We start from the raw sequence: 18661 nt of genomic DNA, 5'->3' as shown, positions 1-18661 counted from the left end.
TTTTAAAATGTATTTCAGTGGAAAAATCCCTTTTTCTGCGCGGAAAAAAGGGATCAAAACTTTTTTATTTCTTAAGTTCAGTCAACCAGTCATGCGGTTTGAGATAATAGTCGGTCAGGCGTTTTTCAGGCGAATTTTCCTCCCACTCGGGACGATACGACCAGGCGGCCAATGGCGGCATACTGACTAGAATCGATTCAATCCGACCACCGGTTTGCAGACCGAATAAAGTGCCACGGTCATAGACCAGGTTATATTCTACATAGCGGCCACGACGGTAAAGCTGGAAGTCACGTTGTGCTTCGCTATACGGTTTATCCTGGTTGCGTTGAAAGACCGGAACAATCGCTTGCAGATAACCATTGCCGACAGCCTGCATATACTGAAAGCAGGCTTCAAAATCCCACTGGTTCAAATCATCAAAAAATAAGCCGCCAATCCCGCGCTGTTCGTCGCGATGCTTTAAATAGAAATAATCATCACACCATTTTTTGTGTTCGGCATACACCCTATCACCAAATGGTGCACATAGCTCATGGGCTGTTTGATGCCACGCCAAAACATCTTCATCATTGGGATAGAAAGGCGTCAGGTCGAAACCGCCACCAAACCACCACACCGGATCCTGGCCTTCTTTTTCGGCCACGAACAGGCGTACGTTGGCATGTGAAGTCGGCACATTTGGGTTTTTGGGATGAATCACCAGAGACACGCCCATGGCCTGGGCTTTGGCACCGGCAATTTGCGGATGGCGTTCTGTGGCAGAAGCGGGAAGTTTGGAAATGTTGATGTGCGAGAACATGACCCCGCCTTTTTCAATCACGCTGCCGTTTTGCAACACACGTGAACGGCCGCCACCGCCTTCAGGGCGCTGCCAGTCATCAATTTCAAATTGAGCTGTGCCGCCACCTTGTTGTTCTTGTTGTTCAAGTGCCGAGCAAATACGGCTTTGCAGGTCAAGCAGGAATTCGCGAACGCGTTGAATATCGGCAGATGTAGGATGCTGCATCAAAGCCCTCATAGCGGAAAAGAAAACTGAGATACATCAAAGCATAAATTGTATAAAAGAGTAAGGACTTTTATGCAGCACGCTTTTTTATTGAAACAGATACCCTCCATTTTATACAGACTTTGATGCAAAGTGGTCGCTGAAAAATATTCCGACTAGATCGCTAGGTTGAATTCTATGACCAAGCCCAGCAAAATGAGTTGAATATGTATGCAAAATATAGGTTCGGTTATAGGTATAACCGGCTGTTGCAGTAGAGAATGGATAGCAGCGATGACGCGTTCTTTAATTCAAAAATATAATGTGCCGGGACCCCGTTATACCAGTTATCCAACGGTGCCGTACTGGGAAACCGAGCCATTTTCACTTGAGCTGTGGAAACAGAGCTTAAAGCGTTCCTTTGATGAATCCAACTCAAGTGAAGGCATCAGTCTGTATATCCATCTGCCATTTTGTGAAAGCCTGTGTACCTTCTGTGGCTGCCATAAACGGGTCACGAAAAAGCATGAGATGGAACAGCCTTATATTCAGGCCGTGCTCAAGGAGTGGGACTTGTATTGCCAGTTGCTGGCAACAACGCCGAAAATTAAAGAAATTCATTTGGGTGGCGGCACACCGACCTTCTTTTCGGTTGAGCATTTGCAACAGTTAATTCAGGGCATTCTGGCAAAGGCAGAGGTGGCTGCCGAGCATGAATTCAGCTTTGAAGGGCATCCCAACAATACCACTCGTGAACATCTGCAAACCTTGTATGATCTGGGTTTTCGTCGGGTCAGCTATGGTGTGCAGGACTACAATGAAATGGTACAAAAAGCCATTCACCGGATTCAGCCTTTTGAACATGTACAGCGTGTCACGGAGTGGGCACGTGAAATCGGTTATACCTCCATTTCCCATGATCTGGTTTTTGGTTTGCCTTTTCAAAACCTGGAAGATGTTCTGAATACCATTGATCAAACCAAAAGTTTAATGCCAGACCGTTTGGCATTTTATAGCTACGCTCATGTGCCGTGGATTAAGGGCAATGGCCAGCGTGGTTTTAAAGATGCCGATGTACCGAAAGATGAATTGAAACGCCAGTGCTATGAAGAAGGCAAAAAACAACTGCTGGCGCATGGTTATCATGAAATTGGTATGGATCATTTTGCCCTAGAAAAAGACGGCATGTACCAGGCCTTTAAACAGGGGACTTTACATCGCAACTTTATGGGCTATACCGCATCCAAAACCCAAGTGATGATTGGCCTGGGAATTTCTTCCATTAGCGACAGCTGGTACAGCTTTGCGCAAAACGAAAAGAAACTGGAAGATTATTATGCACGTCTGGAGCTGGATGAAATTCCAGTGGTCAAAGGCCATGTGCTGAGTGCCGAAGATTTGATTATCCGCAAGCATATCTTGAACTTGATGTGTACTTTTACGACATCTTGGGCATCGAAAGAGATGCAATTTCCTGAACTGCCCGAGGAGGTTTTGCTGCAACTTGCAGAAATGCAGCAGGATCAGCTATTACAGATTGATGAGCAGGGCATTACCGTGACTGAACAGGGCAAGCCTTTTGTACGTAATATTTGTATGGCTTTTGATTTGCGTTTAAAACGCCGTGTTCCGGAAAATCGGATTTTTTCGATGACGATTTGAATCTCCCCCTAACCCCCTCTTTACCAAATAGGGGGAAGCCTCCCTTTTTTAAAGGGAGGTTTGGAGGGATTTATAAAAAAGAGATTAAAAATCACCTTTCTTATACATATGCGCCATGCGTTCATGCTTGGTTTTTAGATATTCTGCATTGAAAGGATTTAAACCGACAGTGAGCGGCACACGGTCAACCACATCAATGCCCAGTTCTTGTAATGCCTGAATCTTGGAAGGATTATTGGTAATCAGTTTAACCTGCTTCACCTGCAAATGGTCGAGCATGATGGTACACATGTCATAACGTCGTGCATCCGCCGGCAAGTTCAGCATCAAGTTGGCATCCACCGTATCGTGTCCCTGGTCTTGCAGGGCATAGGCACGAATCTTGTTGGTCAGTCCAATACCGCGACCTTCCTGACGTAAATACAGAATCACGCCTTGACCGACTTCATTGATCAGTTTCTGGGTGGCTTGCAGTTGCGGGCCGCAATCGCATTTCAGTGAAGCAAAGGCATCACCGGTTAAACACTCAGAATGAATCCTGACCAATACCGGCTCAGTGGGCGGCGTATCCAGACCTTTAGAAAGTGCTACATGTTCTTCGCCCGTTTTAGGGTCTTGAAATACCGTGATTTTAAATTCACCAAAAGCGGTTGGTAATCTTGAAGTCGCGACAAATTCTATGGGCACTGCTTAACTCGTTAAATAGTTCATTAATTGGCTAAAGTATAGCGGAATGATTGGACATTAGTTGAATTGTAAAGATGAATTTATGCAGAAGATTTTCTTTTTTGTATAAAGCGAACGATAATGGTTGATAAATAGTAAGATTATTCAGGATAATCTCGCTCATGAACAAACACCCAGTGTAGAGATTTGCCTCTAAACTGCATCGCTAAAAATGTGGCTGATTTAAAGGTGATACAATTCGATCATTATGCTCGAATAAACCCATTGACCTAGCTTAGGATTTGCCAGGCTTTAGAAGGCTTCGCCATTTATGTTGTATACAGAAATACCGACTCACCGCCCTGTAACTCCGTTGCTGGATGCGATTGATCATCCTCGACAATTACGATTGCTCGAGCGTAGCCAACTAGAACAAGTGGCGGATGAGTTACGTCAGTACATTTTGTATGCAGCAGGACAAAGCGGTGGGCATTTTGGTGCCAATCTGGGTGTGATCGAACTCACGGTGGCTTTGCACTATTGTTTTAATACCCCGCATGACCGCCTGATCTGGGATGTGGGTCATCAGGCCTATCCGCATAAAGCCTTGACCGGTCGCCGTGAACAGTTGACCACCATTCGTGCCAAAGACGGTTTGGCTGCCTTTCCTGCACGTGAAGAATCGATATTTGATACCTTTGGGGTGGGGCATTCTTCAACAGCCATTTCTGCGGGACTGGGCATGGCACTGGCGCGCCGTTACCAGAAAGACCCATGTGAAGTGGTATCCATTATTGGTGATGGTGCCATGACCGCCGGTATGGCCTTTGAAGCCATGAATGATGCCGTTGCACATGATGCTGATTTAATTGTGGTACTGAATGACAACGACATGTCGATTTCATGCAGTACCGGTGGTTTTGCCAAACATCTGGCTGCCATATGGGAACGGGGCCAGTCGGTCAATGTTTCGGATGAAGGTGAAGCCTATGTGCAGCCTCATCCAGCATGGACCTATAACTCACGTTTGCACAGTGCTGCAACAGATGCTGCAGACAACCTGTTTAAAGCTATCGGTTTTGACTATTTTGGCCCATTTGACGGTCATGATGTCAATCAGCTGGTGCAAGTGTTTAATGCCCTGAAAAAACGTAAAGGTCCGCGTTTAATTCATGTCTATACCACAAAAGGTAAAGGCTTTGCGCCTGCGGAAGCCGATCAGATTAAATACCATGCCATCAGCAAATTAAATGCTGCATCTTCAAGCAATCCAGCACCGAAATATTCCGATGTGTTTGGACAATGGCTCTGTGATGAAGCCGCTCAAGATCAGCGTTTGCTGGCCATTACGCCGGCTATGTGTGAAGGTTCAGGCATGGTGCAGTTTGCCAAACAATTCCCGGAACGCTTTTTTGATGTGGCGATTGCCGAACAGCATGCCGTAACATTGGCAGCAGGGATGGCCTGCGAAGGTTTAAAACCGGTCGTGGCGATTTATTCGACTTTCCTGCAACGTGGTTATGACCAGTTGATTCATGACGTAGCCTTGCAAAATCTGGATGTTACTTTCGGCATCGACCGTGCCGGGCTGGTGGGTGAAGATGGCCCGACCCATGCCGGAGCTTATGACTATGCCTTTATGCGTACTGTCCCGAATATGGTGATCATGGCGCCTAAAGACGAAAATGAATGTCGTCAGATGCTGCATACTGCTTATTTATACAATGGTCCCGCAGCGGTGCGTTACCCGCGTGGCAATGGGGTAGGCGTGGAAATTCAGCAACAAATGACGGCTTTGGAGATTGGCAAAGCAGAAATTGTGGCCAGTTTTAATGAATCTCAAGAAGACCAGATCAGCATTCTGGCATTCGGTAGCCGTGTCAGTGTGGCGGTAGAAGCAGCACAAACACTCGCCGCTAGCCATGAGGTGGGAGTGCGTGTGGTGAATATGCGCTTCGTTAAACCCTTGGACGAGCAGATCATTGAACAGCTGGCTGCGACAACCAGTTTATTTGTCACGGTTGAGGAACATGCCGTGATGGCAGGTGCAGGCAGTGCGGTAAACGAATATCTTGCTCAGGCACAAATTGTTAAGCCAATCTTGAATTTAGGGCTGGCAGACATCTTCATGCACCAGGCTTCGCATGCACAGATGCTGCAACAGGCCGAACTGGATGCCAAAGGCATTGAAAAATCAATTGAATTGGCCTGGTCAAAACTTGTGCAGTCGGTGTCCTGATCGGCTTAAAAATTTTAGAAACATTTTTTCCCTAAAAGCCCTCGTATTTGCTAAAATGCGAGGGCTTTTATGCATTATTCTTTATCAATATCTTCAAATTGTAATGGGTGTTCAATGGAACCTATGGTGGTGATGGCTGCGCGTGCGGCTCAATTAGTTGGTCAAGAGCTTTTAAAAGCGCATCAAAATCGTCATAAACTCGATCTACAAGTCGAAGAAAAAGGGATTGATGGTCCGGTAACGCGTGTAGACCGTTATTTGGAACAGTTGACTATCGATACGCTACGTAAAAGCTATAAAAACCACAGCTTCCTTGGTGAAGAGTTTGGTCTGCAAGAAGGTAAAGGTCACGACGCCGACTGGTGTTGGGTGATCGATCCGCTGGATGGGACTTTAAACTTCATTAACGGTTTCCCGCATTTCTGTATTTCTATTGCTGTTCAGCACAAAGGTGTGACTCAACACGGTGTCATTTATGATCCTGTGAAAGACGAGTTATTCTCTGCCAGTCGTGGTCGCGGTGCAATGTTGAATCAACGCCGTATTCGCGTAAATGTCAAAGACAGCCTGCAAAATACTTTCCTTGCCGTAGGTCATGCTTACCGTGCTAAACGTAACGGTGAAGTGATTTCTTATGCAAAAAACCATTTCGATTCATTATTAAACGTAACTGAAGCGGGTGCACAATACCGTCGTGCAGGTTCTGCTGCATTAGACTTGGCGTATGTAGCTGCAGGCCGTTTGGATGGTTATTTTGAACTTGGCTTGAAACCTTGGGATATCGCTGCAGGCGAGTTAATCGTGAAAGAAGCAGGTGGTACTGTAGTGGATGCACGTGGTGGTGCCGATTCTATGGAAAATGGTCAAGTACTTGCTTGCTCTATGAAAATGCTGAAACCTTTAATGCAAGCTGTTGTTCCAGCTTGGGGTGATGCAGCCAAGTAAGATCGATTGAAACGAGTGACATGACAAAAGAGCTCTCCTTGTGAGGGCTTTTTTATTTTTGAATTAAATTCCTGATGGCATGAAAATGCCGGATAGCATCCATTTGCCCGTATGTTTACCCATATAAAGGGTTACAATATTGACTGCTTAAAAATTAAACAAAATTGAGTTGTAAAATAGACTGTTACTGAAAAAAACAGTATGTATGCATAATTTGATCGAAAAAAATGATTACTTTTTTAAATGGTTCTGTTATTATGCCGCCACGCACTTAAATTTCCGTTCTTTACCTGAACATTATCTTCTAATCATTGTATGCGCGTCCTGTCCATAGAGAGGACATATCCTTCGCGCCCCAATCGCTTAAGCGATTCCTTCAGGTTTGCGGCCGTAATCATGCGTGCGTTATATCCACATCGTCGTTATTCGGATCGCTGCTGAATTCTTATATTTTTCAGCTCTAATTGCTGTGCCGCTTTTTGCCGATGTCCATATTGTAATTTATTAAATGGAGCACCCATTTTCGGGTGAATACTCTCTATGAGCAAAACTTTTGCTGATTTTTCCCTTGATGAGTCGTTAACACAGGCTCTAGAAGGCTTAGGCTTCACTACGCCAACTCCTGTACAAGAACAAGCGATTCCTGCTGCACTTGAAGGTAAAGATCTTTTAGTATCAAGCCAAACCGGTTCTGGTAAAACAGCTGCATTCCTGCTTCCGACTTTGAACGCGCTTGCAAATCAAGACACTTTCGTACCGTTTAAAGAACGTATGAAAGCAATTACTCAACCGTCAATTTTGGTAATTTCACCGACGCGTGAGCTTGCACAACAAGTATGTCAGGATGCGATTGCATTCGTTCGTCATATGAAAGGCGTTCGTGTTGCTGCGATCATGGGCGGTATGCCTTTCGGTAAACAGATCCAGCAGTTAAAAGGCGCACAGGTTGTGGTAGCGACTCCAGGTCGTTTGCTTGACCTGGTTAACCGTCGTCAAATTAAACTGGATAAAGTAGATTCATTAATTGTCGATGAAGCTGACCGTATGCTTGACCTCGGTTTCTCTGAAGACCTGGAAGCCATCAGTGATTTAGCGGTTAACCGTACACAAACCTTAATGTTCTCTGCAACATTTGCACCACGTATCATTAATCTTGCTGAACGCATGATGAATGATCCTGAACGTATTGCAATTGAAACAGGTCATTCAACCAATACTGACATCACTCAGACTTTACATTGGACTGATGGTTTCGAGCACAAGAAAAAATTGCTTACCCACTGGTTAAATGAAGAAGATCTGGATCAGGCAGTAGTATTTGCTTCTACTCAAGAAGATACCGACATGCTGGCTGAAGAACTTTCAGAAGCGGGTCTATCTGTTGTAGCACTTCACGGTGCGATGCCACAAACCGTACGTAACCGTCGTTTACGCAGTATTCGTGAAGGCCGTGCAAAAATCCTGGTTGCGACTGACGTTGCAGCACGTGGTCTGGATGTACCAACCATTTCGCACGTAATTAACTTCGGTCTTCCAATGAAGAATGAAGATTATGTACACCGTATTGGTCGTACCGGCCGTGCGGGTCGTACTGGTAAAGCCATTACTTTGGCAACTTACCGTGAACGCGGCAAAATCCGTGCTTTGGAAGATTATTTGGAAACGCGTTTAAACGTTTCTGAAATTGAAGGTCTTGAGCCATCTCCACCTCCTGCACGTGGTAGCCGTGATGGCGGTCGTGGTCGTCGTGACGGCGGTCGTGGTGGCCGTGGCGGTTTCGGTGGCGGTCGTCGTTTTGAAGGTGAAAGCAACTTCAAACGTCGTGAAGGCGGTGAAGATCGTCCACGTCGCAGCTATGATGACAAACCACGCAGCGAACGTCCTTCATTTGGTGAAGACCGTCCACGTCGCGAATTTAACAGCGACCGTCCGCGTCGTGAATTTAATGGCGACCGTCCGCAACGTTCTTTCGAAGATCGTCCACGTCGTGAATTCAACAGCGATCGTCCACGTCGCGAAGGTGGTTTTGAAGATCGTCCACGTCGTGACTTCGGTGATCGTCCACAACGTAGCTTTGGCGGTGAAGATCGTCCACGTCGTGACTTCGGTGATCGTCCGCAACGCAGCTTTGGTGACAAACCGCGTTCTAACGATGACAACCGTGGCAACCGCGTAGACTATAAACCGGCGCGTGAAGGTGGTGACCGTCCACGTCGCGAATTCAATGGTGACCGTCCGCAACGCAGTTTCGGTGACCGTCCTAAGCGTGATTTTGGTGACCGTCCACAACGCAACTTTGGTGAAGATCGTCCTAAGCGCAGTTTTGGTGAAGATCGCCCACGTCGCAAATTTAACGACTAATAACGTTAGATTTAGGTAGTAAAAAACCGGTGGAAACACCGGTTTTTTTATGGGATTAATCTTTGACCTTGTCGAATAAAAATGTATACTGGATCATAGTTTGTTTTAATTCTGTTAAATATGAATAATGAATCTAATGACTATGTTGGGAATTTTAATCAAGAGGTGATTATGCCTTATATTGGTTTAATTTTATTACTCAGTAACATCGCATACTATATCTATAATTCTTTTCTGTAACCCGGTCTCTTGCTGGTTCAAATAACTGACGACAATTAAAAAAATTAAAAATTATGGTAAATTGGTTGCTTTTTATCTAAAGGTAACATTTTAAACCCGAATCCTTTATAGTATGCATGCTGAAAAAATGCAGGAAAACCCTCAGCTATGAATAATCAAATGCCTCAACAAGCTCAATCTTGGATTGAAGTCAATGATTTGAGCTTTAAACGAGGGAAACGTGTCATTTTCGATAATGTCAGTTTAAAGATTCGGCGTGGTCAGATTACCGCCATTATGGGACCTTCAGGTACAGGGAAAACGACTCTGCTCCGTTTGATTGGTGGTCAATTGGCACCAGAGCACGGTGAAATTCTATTGGACGGTAAAAGTATTGCACATATGTCGCGTCAGGAATTATTTACTGCGCGCGCACGTATGGGCATGCTTTTTCAAAGTGGTGCCTTGTTTACCGATATGAGCGTCTATGAAAATGTGGCTTTTCCGTTACGTGCGCATACCCAGCTTCCTGAACATCTTATTGCAGAGCTGGTGGCACTCAAACTGGAATCGGTAGGCTTACGCGGTACCGAAAAGCTCATGCCTGCAGAACTTTCAGGCGGGATGAACCGTCGTGTGGCCCTGGCACGTGCAATTGCGCTTGATCCGGAACTGATCATGTATGATGAGCCTTTTGCCGGCCAAGACCCGATTGTAAAAGGCGTACTTACGCGTTTAATTCGTACCTTGCGTGAAGCTCTGGATTTAACCACGATTATTGTGTCGCATGATGTGGGGGAAACCTTATCAATTGCCGACTACATCTATATTATTGCTGAGGGTGTAATTCAGGGTGAGGGGACGCCTGCTGAATTAAAGCAGCATGAATCGGCATTTGTGCGTCAATTCTTAACCGGTGCTGCTGAAGGTCCTGTCGATTATCAATTTAGCCATAAGGCTTATTTAAGTGATGAGGTGCATTCATGAATGCTATTGCCTCATTAGGTAAACGCGTCATTGAACGCGTTCAGGGGATTGGCGTGGCAACCCAGATGTTGCTGCAAATCCTGTTTTCCATGCCGACCTGGCTTGGGGTCAAACTGTTTATTTACCAAATGTACCGGGTAGGCGTGATGTCTTTACTGATTATTGCCGTATCGGGTTTATTTATTGGTTTGGTGCTGGGCTTACAGGGTTATTCCATTTTGGTCAATATTGGCTCGGAAGCCATGCTGGGCACCATGGTATCTCTAACATTATTAAGAGAGCTGGCTCCTGTAGTGGCGGCATTACTGTTTGCAGGACGTGCCGGTTCGGCTTTAACGGCTGAAATTGGCCTGATGAAAGCCACAGAACAGCTGGCCAGTATGGAAATGATTGGGGTCGATCCACTCAAACGGATTGTTTCACCGCGTTTATGGGCCGGAATTGTCAGCCTGCCGATGTTATCGATTATTTTTGGTGCGATTGGCATCATGGGCGGTAAAATGGTCGGCGTCGATTTTTTAGGGGTAGATGAGGGTTCTTTCTGGAGTGGCATGCAAAATAGCGTGCAGTTCTATAAAGATATTTTCAACGGGACCATTATTAAAAGCCTGGTTTTTGCATTGCTTTGTACCTGGATTGCGGTCTATCAAGGCTATGCCTGTGTACCAACGTCAGAAGGAATTGCAACATCGACTACCCGAACAGTGGTGTATTCCTCATTGTGTGTTTTAGGTTCTGATTTTGTGTTGACTGCGGTCATGTTTGGAGGTGTTTAATGAAATCACGTGCAAGTGAGCTGGCCGTAGGTATTTTTGTCATTCTGACCGGTATTGCGTTATTTTTCCTGGCCATGAAAGTCAGTGGCCTGATGGGAACCAACCTGCGTGACAGCTATAGCATGACCGCAAGTTTTGACAACGTCAACGGCCTGAAACCGCGTGCCAAAGTGACCATGAGTGGCGTCACGATTGGCCGTGTTACCGATATTACCCTTGATCCGGTGTCACGTTTGGCAACGGTACATTTTGACCTGGACGGCAAGTTGACTTCTTTTAACAAAGAACAGCTGAAAAAGGTTCAAGCCAATGCTTTGGAAGAATTGCGCTATAGCACAGAATACAGCGAAGCGGCTCCTTCGAAACAAAAAGAAATGGAAAAGCAACTTGTTGCTAACATGAACTCCATCACCAGTATTGATGAAGATGCTTACATTATGGTTGCCACCAATGGTTTATTGGGCGAAAAATATTTGAAAGTGGTACCAGGTGGTGGCCTGAACTATATCAAACGTGGTGAAAGCATTGCCAATACCCAAGGCACCATGGATCTTGAGGATTTGATCAGCAAGTTCATTACTGGCGGTGCGGGCAAGTCATCAGCGAAGGCGGCGGAAGAAAATACATCAACTGAATCAACAGAAGATGCGCAAACTTCATTTGTTGAGTAATTTTGAGAGGAGAATTTAATGAATACTTTACTTAAACATACACTTGGTATAAGTGTTTTATCAACAATGATGGCGAGTACTGCTTTTGCACAACCGGCTGAAACGCCACCGGCGTTTGTTAAAAAAGTGGCGGATGGCCTGATTAGCCGTTTAAAAGCGGATCAGGGAAAATTGCAAAACAATCCTGCTGCAGTGAAAGCGATTGTGCGTCAAAACCTTGACCCTTATATTGATTCACAAGCCTTTACCCGTCTGGTGATGGGAACTTATGCCACCAATCAGTACAGTACGGCTGCTCAGCGTGCCAAGTTTGAACACAATTTCCGTGAAACTTTAATCGAAAATTACGGTACAGCTTTTGCTAAATATACCAACCAGACGTATAGCCTGCGTCCATATAAAGAAACCAATAGTAAAAATCCTGTAGTCACGATTGATTTCAACAACAAAGGCGAAAAAACACCAGTATCTTTCCAGTTGGTGGATAAAGGCAATCAATGGAAGGTACGTAATATCAATGTGGCTGGTATTGATTTAGGTTTACAGTTCCGCAATCAGTTTGCTGCAACGGTAAAACGTAATGGTGGCAATATCGATAAAGCCATTGCGAACTTCGAACCAGATGCATCTGTAGATAAAAAATAACTAAGAAGGGTGTTCAGTGATTCAATTCATTCATCAGGAATTGCAGGTTTCAGGCAAAATAGATTATGCCAATGCAGAGGACTATTACCAGCAAGGTTTGAAACTGATTCAATCACAGAATCAGTTTCCTGTGGTGGTCAATCTGGCACAGCTGGAACAGGGCGGTACGCTGGCTTTGGCTGTATTGGTGCGCTGGTTGCGTCAGACCCCGAAAGCCCAAGGGTTACAGTTTAAAGCAGTCCCTGAGAAGATGCTGAAAATCATTCAGGCCTGTCATTTGCACGATGATCTGCAGCTGATTGCCTAATCCAATAAAAAAGCACCGCAAGGTGCTTTTTTATTGAGCTGAGCTTGTAAGAGATGAATATTGAGCAGTCCTCTCTCCCTCAGGGAGAAGGTTAGGGAGAGGGTTAGAGAGAGGGGATAAAATTAGAATTCTAGATTTCTTCCTGTAGCTAGATTGGCGAGTAAAGCAGCTTAGATAAGTAATGAAATTGATGGGATTTAAAATACCTCCCTCTAACTCCCTCCTGGAAGGAGGGAGGATAAATGATGCCTCAAATCCATTTTTTCCAGCGGAAATAGGCCAGTGGTCCGATAAAGAAAGCCGCTAAAATAATACTGACCATAATGAAGCTGGTGGTGCCTCGTGCAAAAGGCAGCACATCGGTATTCATGCCATAAACACTGGCAACCAGCATGGGTGGCGCGAGCATGCTTGGCAAGATCGAGAAGCGACGAATCGTATCGTTCTGTTCGGTATTAATGAATCCGGAGGTGGTATCCAGCAAGAATCGAACCTTCTGGAACAGGAAGGCATCATGTTCGACCAGAGACCGAACGTCTTCGCTGAGTTCCCGAATATCGGCATCATAAATATGACTACCCAAAGCACGTGGACGGGACAGGAAAGTCAGGACACGACGCAAATCGATTAAACACAATTGCGCTTTTCCGAGCATGTCTTCGAGTTGTGCCAGACGGGTAATCATGTCATCCAGATCGAGAATCTGTTCGCGATGGCGGTTGTTTAGCACTTCTGTGGAATACTTTTCCAGGTCTTTGTGGATATCTTCCAGGATATCCGCAAGCTCGTCCAGTTTGGCTTCCAGCAGTCCCAGCAGCACCCAGGTCGGTTCTTTGTAGTCAATCTCATAGTCATTGCGGCGGGCACGGGCACGAAAAGCACGAAAGGCCACCAGTTTTTCACCGCGCAGGGTAAACAGGCGCTCTTTATGCAGAATAAAAGCCACCGTTTGCACGGTTGCTAAAATGCTCGAATTGTCATCTGTTTCGCCATCGACCTGAAAATTTTTATTTTTCGTCAAAAAGTAGGTGCTGATATGTAAAATACCGTCATCATCACGGTAAAATCGTGCCGATGAAGAAATATCCTCTAAAGATTTTAGGGTGGGTAAATTTTGCTCATAAGCATCTAAGACCCATTGTTGTTCTTCTTGTGATGGGGCAATGAGATCGATCCACACTAAATCCGGGTGGAGATCAAAACCACCATTGATGGTGGCATCTTCCAAACTACCGCGCTCTGTGGCGTAAAAGGCTTCAAGCATGCTGTCTTTTCCCTGCGCAGTATAGGTTAATTGATGGGTGTATTTTAGACAAGGAATTGAATAAAAACACTGATTCAATCGCTTTTTTATTAAAAAATCTCCTGAAAATTTACTTTATTAATATGACATCTGTAAAACATGGTGAAAAAATGACGAAATCAATCGCAATTTTTTGCGGCTCTTCTATTGGGACAGATTCCATTTTTTTAGACACCGCGCAAAAAATGGGGCAGACCATTGCCCAGCAAGGTAAAACGCTGGTCTATGGTGGCGGCCGTTCTGGCTTGATGGGAGTAGTGGCCGACAGTGCTTTACAGGCAGGCGGAAAAGTCATTGGTGTCATTCCCAATGTATTGGTGGATCGTGAGCTGGCTCATCCGCATTTAACCGAATTGCATGTGGTGGCCAATATGCATGAACGCAAAACCAAAATGTCGGAACTGTCCGATGCCTTTATTGCACTGCCGGGTGGTGCAGGAACGCTGGAAGAGATTTTTGAGCAATGGACCTGGGCGCAGCTCGGTATTCATTTAAAGCCTTGCGCATTTTTAAATGTGGCCGGTTTTTATGATGATTTACTCAAGTTTATTCAGTTTACGACAGTGAAAGGTTTTACCCAGCCACGTTTTGCGGACAGCATTATTGCTTCGGACTGCATTGAAGAAATTTTGCAACAGTTTGACGCTTTTCAGGCACCACAGCCGAAATGGGGTATGGCTGATCAACAAGTGCTGGTGAAATAAAAATGAAAGTGATTACGGTAGCGGCTGCCATTATTTTAAATGAGCAACAGCAACTTTTAGTGGTACGTAAGCAGAATACTTCCTGCTTTATGCAGGTGGGTGGCAAGCTGGAACCCAACGAGCCACCTGAAGCGACCATGCTGCGTGAAATTCAGGAAGAAATTGGCTGTCGGGCCTCGATTGAGCAATTCGTCGGTCGGTTTGAAACTGCAACCGCCAACGAGCCAGATCATCAGCTGGTCAGCTATGTTTATCATGTAACTTTAGATCACGCCCCAAAAATTGACGCTGAAATTGCCGAGATGAAGTGGGTCGGTTTAGCGGATAAAACCACCCCACTGGCACCTTTAACCCGTGAAATTGTCATGCCGTGGGTGAAGCGGTATTTCACAGAAAGCACGATGTCCTGATGGATAAAATAAACTCTTCCCCGCAAGGATGAGCATGGGCTTGTGCCAGGAAATAAGGGAAATCAGTAGACTTCCTTTCCTAGCTTTAAATCTCTGCACTGGCAATACAGGCTGCATAAATCTTTTGACAGCCCAATTGTTCCAGTTTCTGTTTCAAGGCATGCAGTGAACTGCCGGTCGTGACCACGTCATCCAGCATCAGTACCGTACGGTAACGGACGCAGGTTTTTGTGGCAATCACGAATTGCTGCTCAATCTGGTCAAGCCGTTCAATACGGCTCAAGCCTTTTTGCGAATGTTGGGCCAGTCGTGCCACCGGTTGCCAGACCGGAATCTTCAGCTGTTTTGCCAAAATTTTCGCAAGCACCAATGACTGATTATAACCGCGTTCTGCCAGTCGTTGACTGGAAATCGGCATCGGGACGATGGCCTGGATTTTGGGAAGCTTGAGGTCGATAAGCGAGCCAACAAGCACGCTTTGAAAGTGCAGCTGTTGTTCATATTTGAATTTCTGAATAATACGGTCCATCGGGTAGGCATAATGACAGGCCACCTGAATCTGCATTTCCTGTCGCTGGATGTTCTGTTTCAACCAGGGGAGTTGTTGCCAGCAGTCGGTACAGAGTGAATTATGACGTTGATGGTCTATGCCACAAAGTACACATGGAGAAAGCCGCTGCATGGCTTTGTGCAGTAAGGGAGGAATAAATGACAGCATATTTTTCTTCTTCTGATGAATATTAATTTTGCATAGGCAGTATTTAGGTAGCAAACAGCAGCATTCATGCTGCTGATACTGTAATCAATAATCCGCTAAATTGTTTAGGTAAAATTATTTTTACACATAGGCATAGCGCGGCGCTTCAGGTAACCAGCGTTTCAGTAAAGCCTCTGCATTTTCCGGATAGTCTTTCAGAATTTGCTGCGCAACATAATGCGCCTGATTCAGTAGATGATCATCGCGTTCTAACTTGGCTACCCGAAAGCCCATATCTCCGGTTTGTTTAGTGCCGAGCAATTCACCCGGGCCACGAATTTCCAGATCTTTTTCGGCAATGATAAAACCGTCATTGGTTTCACGCATAATCCGCAGCCGTTCCTGTCCATTTTGCGAAAGCGGATTTTTATAAAGCAGGGCACAGAAACTGGCAGTCGCACCACGACCGACCCGACCGCGTAGCTGATGCAGCTGGGAAAGCCCCAGACGCTCGGCATTTTCAATCACCATGATGGATGCATTCGGCACATCTACGCCGACTTCAATCACGGTGGTGGCAATCAAAAGTTGCAGCTGATTGTCTTTAAATTGCTGCATCACTGCCTGTTTTTCATCAGCTTTCATCTTGCCATGCACCAGGCCAATGTTGAGCTGTGGAAAGCGTTCCTTAATTTCTTGATAAGTCGCCTCAGCTGCTTGTGCATCCAGCGTTTCCGACTGTTCCACCAAAGTGCAGACCCAGTAAGCCTGTTTGCCTTCGGCGCAATTGCTGGCAATTCGGCTGAGTACCTCTTCACGGCGATCCAAGGGGATGGTGACGGTCTGAATCGGGGTACGGCCGGGCGGCAGTTCGTCAATCACCGAGGTGTCCAGATCACCATAAGCGGACATGGCGAGCGTGCGTGGAATCGGGGTAGCGGTCATCACCAGTTGATGCGGAGTCATGTTATTGGCACCTTTATTACGCAGCGCCAGCCGCTGATCGACCCCAAAGCGATGCTGTTCATCAATAATCACCAGGCCGAGTTTGCTGAATTCAACATTTTCCTGAAACAGGGCATGGGTACCCACCACCAGATTGGCTGTTCCCTGTTTAATGGTTTGCTCGGCCGCTGTACGGGCTTTGCCTTTCTGCTTGCCCGAAAGCCAGGAAACATTCAGGCCTAAAGGTTCAAACCATTTTTTAAAATTCAGATAATGCTGCTCCGCCAGAATTTCGGTCGGTGCCATCAGCGCCACTTGCCAGCCTTCTTCTAAAGCATGACAGGCGGCAACGCCAGCCACTAGGGTTTTTCCTGCACCGACATCGCCCTGAACCAGACGCAGCATTGGTTTGTTCTGTTTTAAATCCTGCACAATTTCCTTGGAAACCCGCTTTTGTGCACTGGTCAGGCTAAAGGGCAAGCTGTCCAATAACTGTTTGGCAAAATTTTTACTTGGACTAAAAGAAGGGGCGGCAATCTGCTGAATATAGGCACGCCGTGATAACAGACTGATCTGATGCGCCACCAGTTCTTCAAAAATCAGCCGTTGCTGTGCTGGATGCGAACCTTGGGCCAGTTGCAACATGTTGGCATTTAGCGGTGGTTCATGAATATATTCAAGTGCCTGTTTCAGTGCATAACCATTGGTGAATTTTTCCGGTAACAATTCGGGCAGCTCATCGCTGTGCTGTTTCAGCGCCTGTTTGACATATTCACGCAGTTTGGGCTGGGTTAGACCATCGGTTGCAGGATAAATCGCGGTGAGCTGGGTTTTCGGTAAGGGCGTATGTTCAGTAATGAGCTGAATTTCCGGATGATACAGCTCCAGACCACGCGCACCCACGCGGACTTCACCAAAAATGCGCAAGCGGTTGCCGACCTTGGCACGATCGGTCAGGGCTTTATAGACATGGTAAAAACGCAAGGTGACTTTGCCAAAATCATCCTGTAGCTGTACGGCCATAGATTTACGCTTACCGGGCGGAAAATCGACCCCTTTAACGATTCCCTCCAGTAAATAGCTGCGCCCCACGACCAATTGGTTCATGGGGATGATCGTGCTACGATCTTCATAATCACGCGGCAGATGAAACAGTAAATCATCTGTGCTAAAGATATTCAGTTTTTCCAGTAATGCAGCAGAGGCAGTTCCTACCCCTTGCAATTGATGGACTGCAGCCATTCGCCCTCAACTTGAGTTAAATCATCAGGTGCTTAATGCGTATATTATTTATAGGTTATGGTAAAACGTCTACCCGGGTTGCCAAACAATTATTTCAGCAAGGCCACCAAATTACCACAATCAGCCAAAGTTCGAAAACGGATGCTTATGCGACTCATCTGATTCAGGATGTGCATCAGCTTGATTTAGATCATCTTGAACCTGTGGATTGGGTCTATGTTTTATTGTCGCCTTCACAAAGCACGGTACAGGGCTATCAGCAGACCTATGTCGATTCTGTTCAGCCCATTGTAAATGCCTTAAAAAATCATCCTGTAAAACGAATTATTGTGGTGTCCTCGACCCGGGTCTATGGTGAAAATGCCGGTGAGCGAATTGATGATGAAACTGCTCTTCAGCCTGTGGATGAGCAGGGCAAGTTACTCTGGAAAATGGAGCAACTTTACCAGCAGGCATTTCCCCAGCAATGTATTGTCATTCGCCCAACTGGGATTTATGGTACTTCTGTAGCGAGAATGATCAAACTTGCTGAGAGCACCAAAACCTATGCCAATATGCATTGGTCCAACCGGATTCATATTGATGATCTGGCGCGCTTCCTGGCTCACTTGCTTCACGTGGAACATCCAGAACCGTCTTATATTGTCACGAATAATCAGCCTGTGCCTTTACATGAAGTGATTCAGTGGTTTCAGCGGCAACTCAATCTGTCTGAACTGGTTGTTGAAAGCCAGAAGAAAACGGGTAAACGGATTTATGCGACGCGAATGCCTGAAACTGGATTTCAGTTAGAACATGAGGATTGTTTTGGGGATTATGCAGAATTGTTAAAGGTAGAGTGAGTGTCACTCTGATATTTGAAGTTCCTCCTCCCTATAGTAGGAGGTTAGGAAG

17 protein-coding genes are annotated in these 18661 nt (G+C 45.8%); 12 read left to right on the top strand and 5 right to left on the bottom strand.

Features of this window, described 5'->3' with window-relative positions; genetic code table 11:
- Positions 1-64: 64 nt before the first annotated feature.
- Positions 65-1009 carry an oxygen-dependent coproporphyrinogen oxidase gene (hemF, locus tag E0H88_RS03065; protein WP_131273056.1) on the bottom strand — a complete coding sequence of 315 codons (945 nt, stop codon included), beginning with the start codon at positions 1007-1009 and terminating at the stop codon, positions 65-67.
- A 273-nt stretch (positions 1010-1282) separates the two neighbouring features.
- On the opposite strand from hemF, the gene hemN reads away from it, so the two are divergent.
- Positions 1283-2650 (top strand): oxygen-independent coproporphyrinogen III oxidase, encoded by a 1368-nt coding sequence (gene hemN, locus E0H88_RS03060; RefSeq protein ID WP_131273055.1) that lies wholly within the window; start codon positions 1283-1285, stop codon positions 2648-2650.
- Positions 2651-2734: 84 nt separating this feature from the next.
- Here hemN and ribA read toward each other — a convergent pair whose 3' ends face one another.
- Complete coding sequence (ribA, locus tag E0H88_RS03055; RefSeq protein WP_131273054.1) at positions 2735-3337, bottom strand: GTP cyclohydrolase II; 603 nt, start codon at positions 3335-3337, stop codon at positions 2735-2737.
- A 310-nt stretch (positions 3338-3647) separates the two neighbouring features.
- Between ribA and dxs the strand changes: the two genes are divergently transcribed.
- The 8 genes from dxs to E0H88_RS03015 all read left to right on the top strand — a co-directional run bounded on the left by dxs (position 3648) and on the right by E0H88_RS03015 (position 12466).
- Positions 3648-5555: a 1-deoxy-D-xylulose-5-phosphate synthase gene (gene dxs / locus E0H88_RS03050; RefSeq protein ID WP_131273053.1), complete on the top strand. Its 1908-nt coding sequence runs from the start codon at positions 3648-3650 to the stop codon at positions 5553-5555.
- Positions 5556-5669: 114 nt separating this feature from the next.
- Positions 5670-6500, top strand: a complete 831-nt coding sequence (locus E0H88_RS03045; protein WP_131273052.1) for an inositol monophosphatase family protein — start codon at positions 5670-5672, stop codon at positions 6498-6500.
- A gap of 540 nt (positions 6501-7040) precedes the next feature.
- Positions 7041-8861: a DEAD/DEAH box helicase gene (locus tag E0H88_RS03040; protein WP_092820730.1), complete on the top strand. Its 1821-nt coding sequence runs from the start codon at positions 7041-7043 to the stop codon at positions 8859-8861.
- Positions 8862-9248: 387 nt separating this feature from the next.
- On the top strand, positions 9249-10067 hold the full coding sequence (locus E0H88_RS03035; protein ID WP_131273051.1) for an ABC transporter ATP-binding protein: 819 nt from the start codon (positions 9249-9251) through the stop codon (positions 10065-10067).
- Positions 10064-10843: a lipid asymmetry maintenance ABC transporter permease subunit MlaE gene (gene mlaE, locus E0H88_RS03030; RefSeq protein ID WP_092820732.1), complete on the top strand. Its 780-nt coding sequence runs from the start codon at positions 10064-10066 to the stop codon at positions 10841-10843. Before E0H88_RS03035 ends, mlaE begins: the two co-directional genes overlap by 4 nt.
- Positions 10843-11514 carry an outer membrane lipid asymmetry maintenance protein MlaD gene (mlaD, locus tag E0H88_RS03025; protein ID WP_131273050.1) on the top strand — a complete coding sequence of 224 codons (672 nt, stop codon included), beginning with the start codon at positions 10843-10845 and terminating at the stop codon, positions 11512-11514. The genes mlaE and mlaD overlap by 1 nt, the downstream gene beginning before the upstream one ends.
- An 18-nt stretch (positions 11515-11532) precedes the next feature.
- Complete coding sequence (locus E0H88_RS03020; protein ID WP_092820736.1) at positions 11533-12159, top strand: MlaC/ttg2D family ABC transporter substrate-binding protein; 627 nt, start codon at positions 11533-11535, stop codon at positions 12157-12159.
- A gap of 16 nt (positions 12160-12175) precedes the next feature.
- Entirely contained in the window at positions 12176-12466 is a 291-nt protein-coding gene (locus E0H88_RS03015; protein ID WP_092820738.1) for an STAS domain-containing protein, read from the top strand.
- A 250-nt stretch (positions 12467-12716) separates the two neighbouring features.
- Here E0H88_RS03015 and E0H88_RS03010 read toward each other — a convergent pair whose 3' ends face one another.
- On the bottom strand, positions 12717-13730 hold the full coding sequence (locus tag E0H88_RS03010) for a CorA family divalent cation transporter (protein ID WP_131273049.1): 1014 nt from the start codon (positions 13728-13730) through the stop codon (positions 12717-12719).
- A 149-nt stretch (positions 13731-13879) separates the two neighbouring features.
- Between E0H88_RS03010 and E0H88_RS03005 the strand changes: the two genes are divergently transcribed.
- Positions 13880-14473: an LOG family protein gene (locus tag E0H88_RS03005; protein WP_171458660.1), complete on the top strand. Its 594-nt coding sequence runs from the start codon at positions 13880-13882 to the stop codon at positions 14471-14473.
- A 2-nt stretch (positions 14474-14475) separates the two neighbouring features.
- Positions 14476-14883, top strand: a complete 408-nt coding sequence (locus E0H88_RS03000; protein WP_131273047.1) for an NUDIX hydrolase — start codon at positions 14476-14478, stop codon at positions 14881-14883.
- Positions 14884-14968: 85 nt separating this feature from the next.
- On the opposite strand, the gene E0H88_RS02995 is transcribed toward E0H88_RS03000, so the two are convergent.
- Positions 14969-15601, bottom strand: a complete 633-nt coding sequence (locus E0H88_RS02995) for a ComF family protein (RefSeq protein ID WP_131273046.1) — start codon at positions 15599-15601, stop codon at positions 14969-14971.
- 120 nt (positions 15602-15721) lie between these two features.
- Positions 15722-17767 carry an ATP-dependent DNA helicase RecG gene (recG, locus tag E0H88_RS02990; protein ID WP_131273045.1) on the bottom strand — a complete coding sequence of 682 codons (2046 nt, stop codon included), beginning with the start codon at positions 17765-17767 and terminating at the stop codon, positions 15722-15724.
- Between the two features lie 35 nt (positions 17768-17802).
- On the opposite strand from recG, the gene E0H88_RS02985 reads away from it, so the two are divergent.
- Positions 17803-18609 carry an NAD(P)H-binding protein gene (locus tag E0H88_RS02985; protein WP_131273044.1) on the top strand — a complete coding sequence of 269 codons (807 nt, stop codon included), beginning with the start codon at positions 17803-17805 and terminating at the stop codon, positions 18607-18609.
- The last annotated feature ends 52 nt before the right edge of the window (positions 18610-18661 follow it).

The organism is Acinetobacter sp. ANC 4216 (assembly GCF_004331195.1).
GTDB classification, from domain to species: Bacteria; Pseudomonadota; Gammaproteobacteria; order Pseudomonadales; family Moraxellaceae; genus Acinetobacter; species Acinetobacter kookii.
The sequence above is the reverse complement of the archived record's forward strand: the minus strand, read 5'-3'. Positions and strand labels throughout refer to the sequence as shown.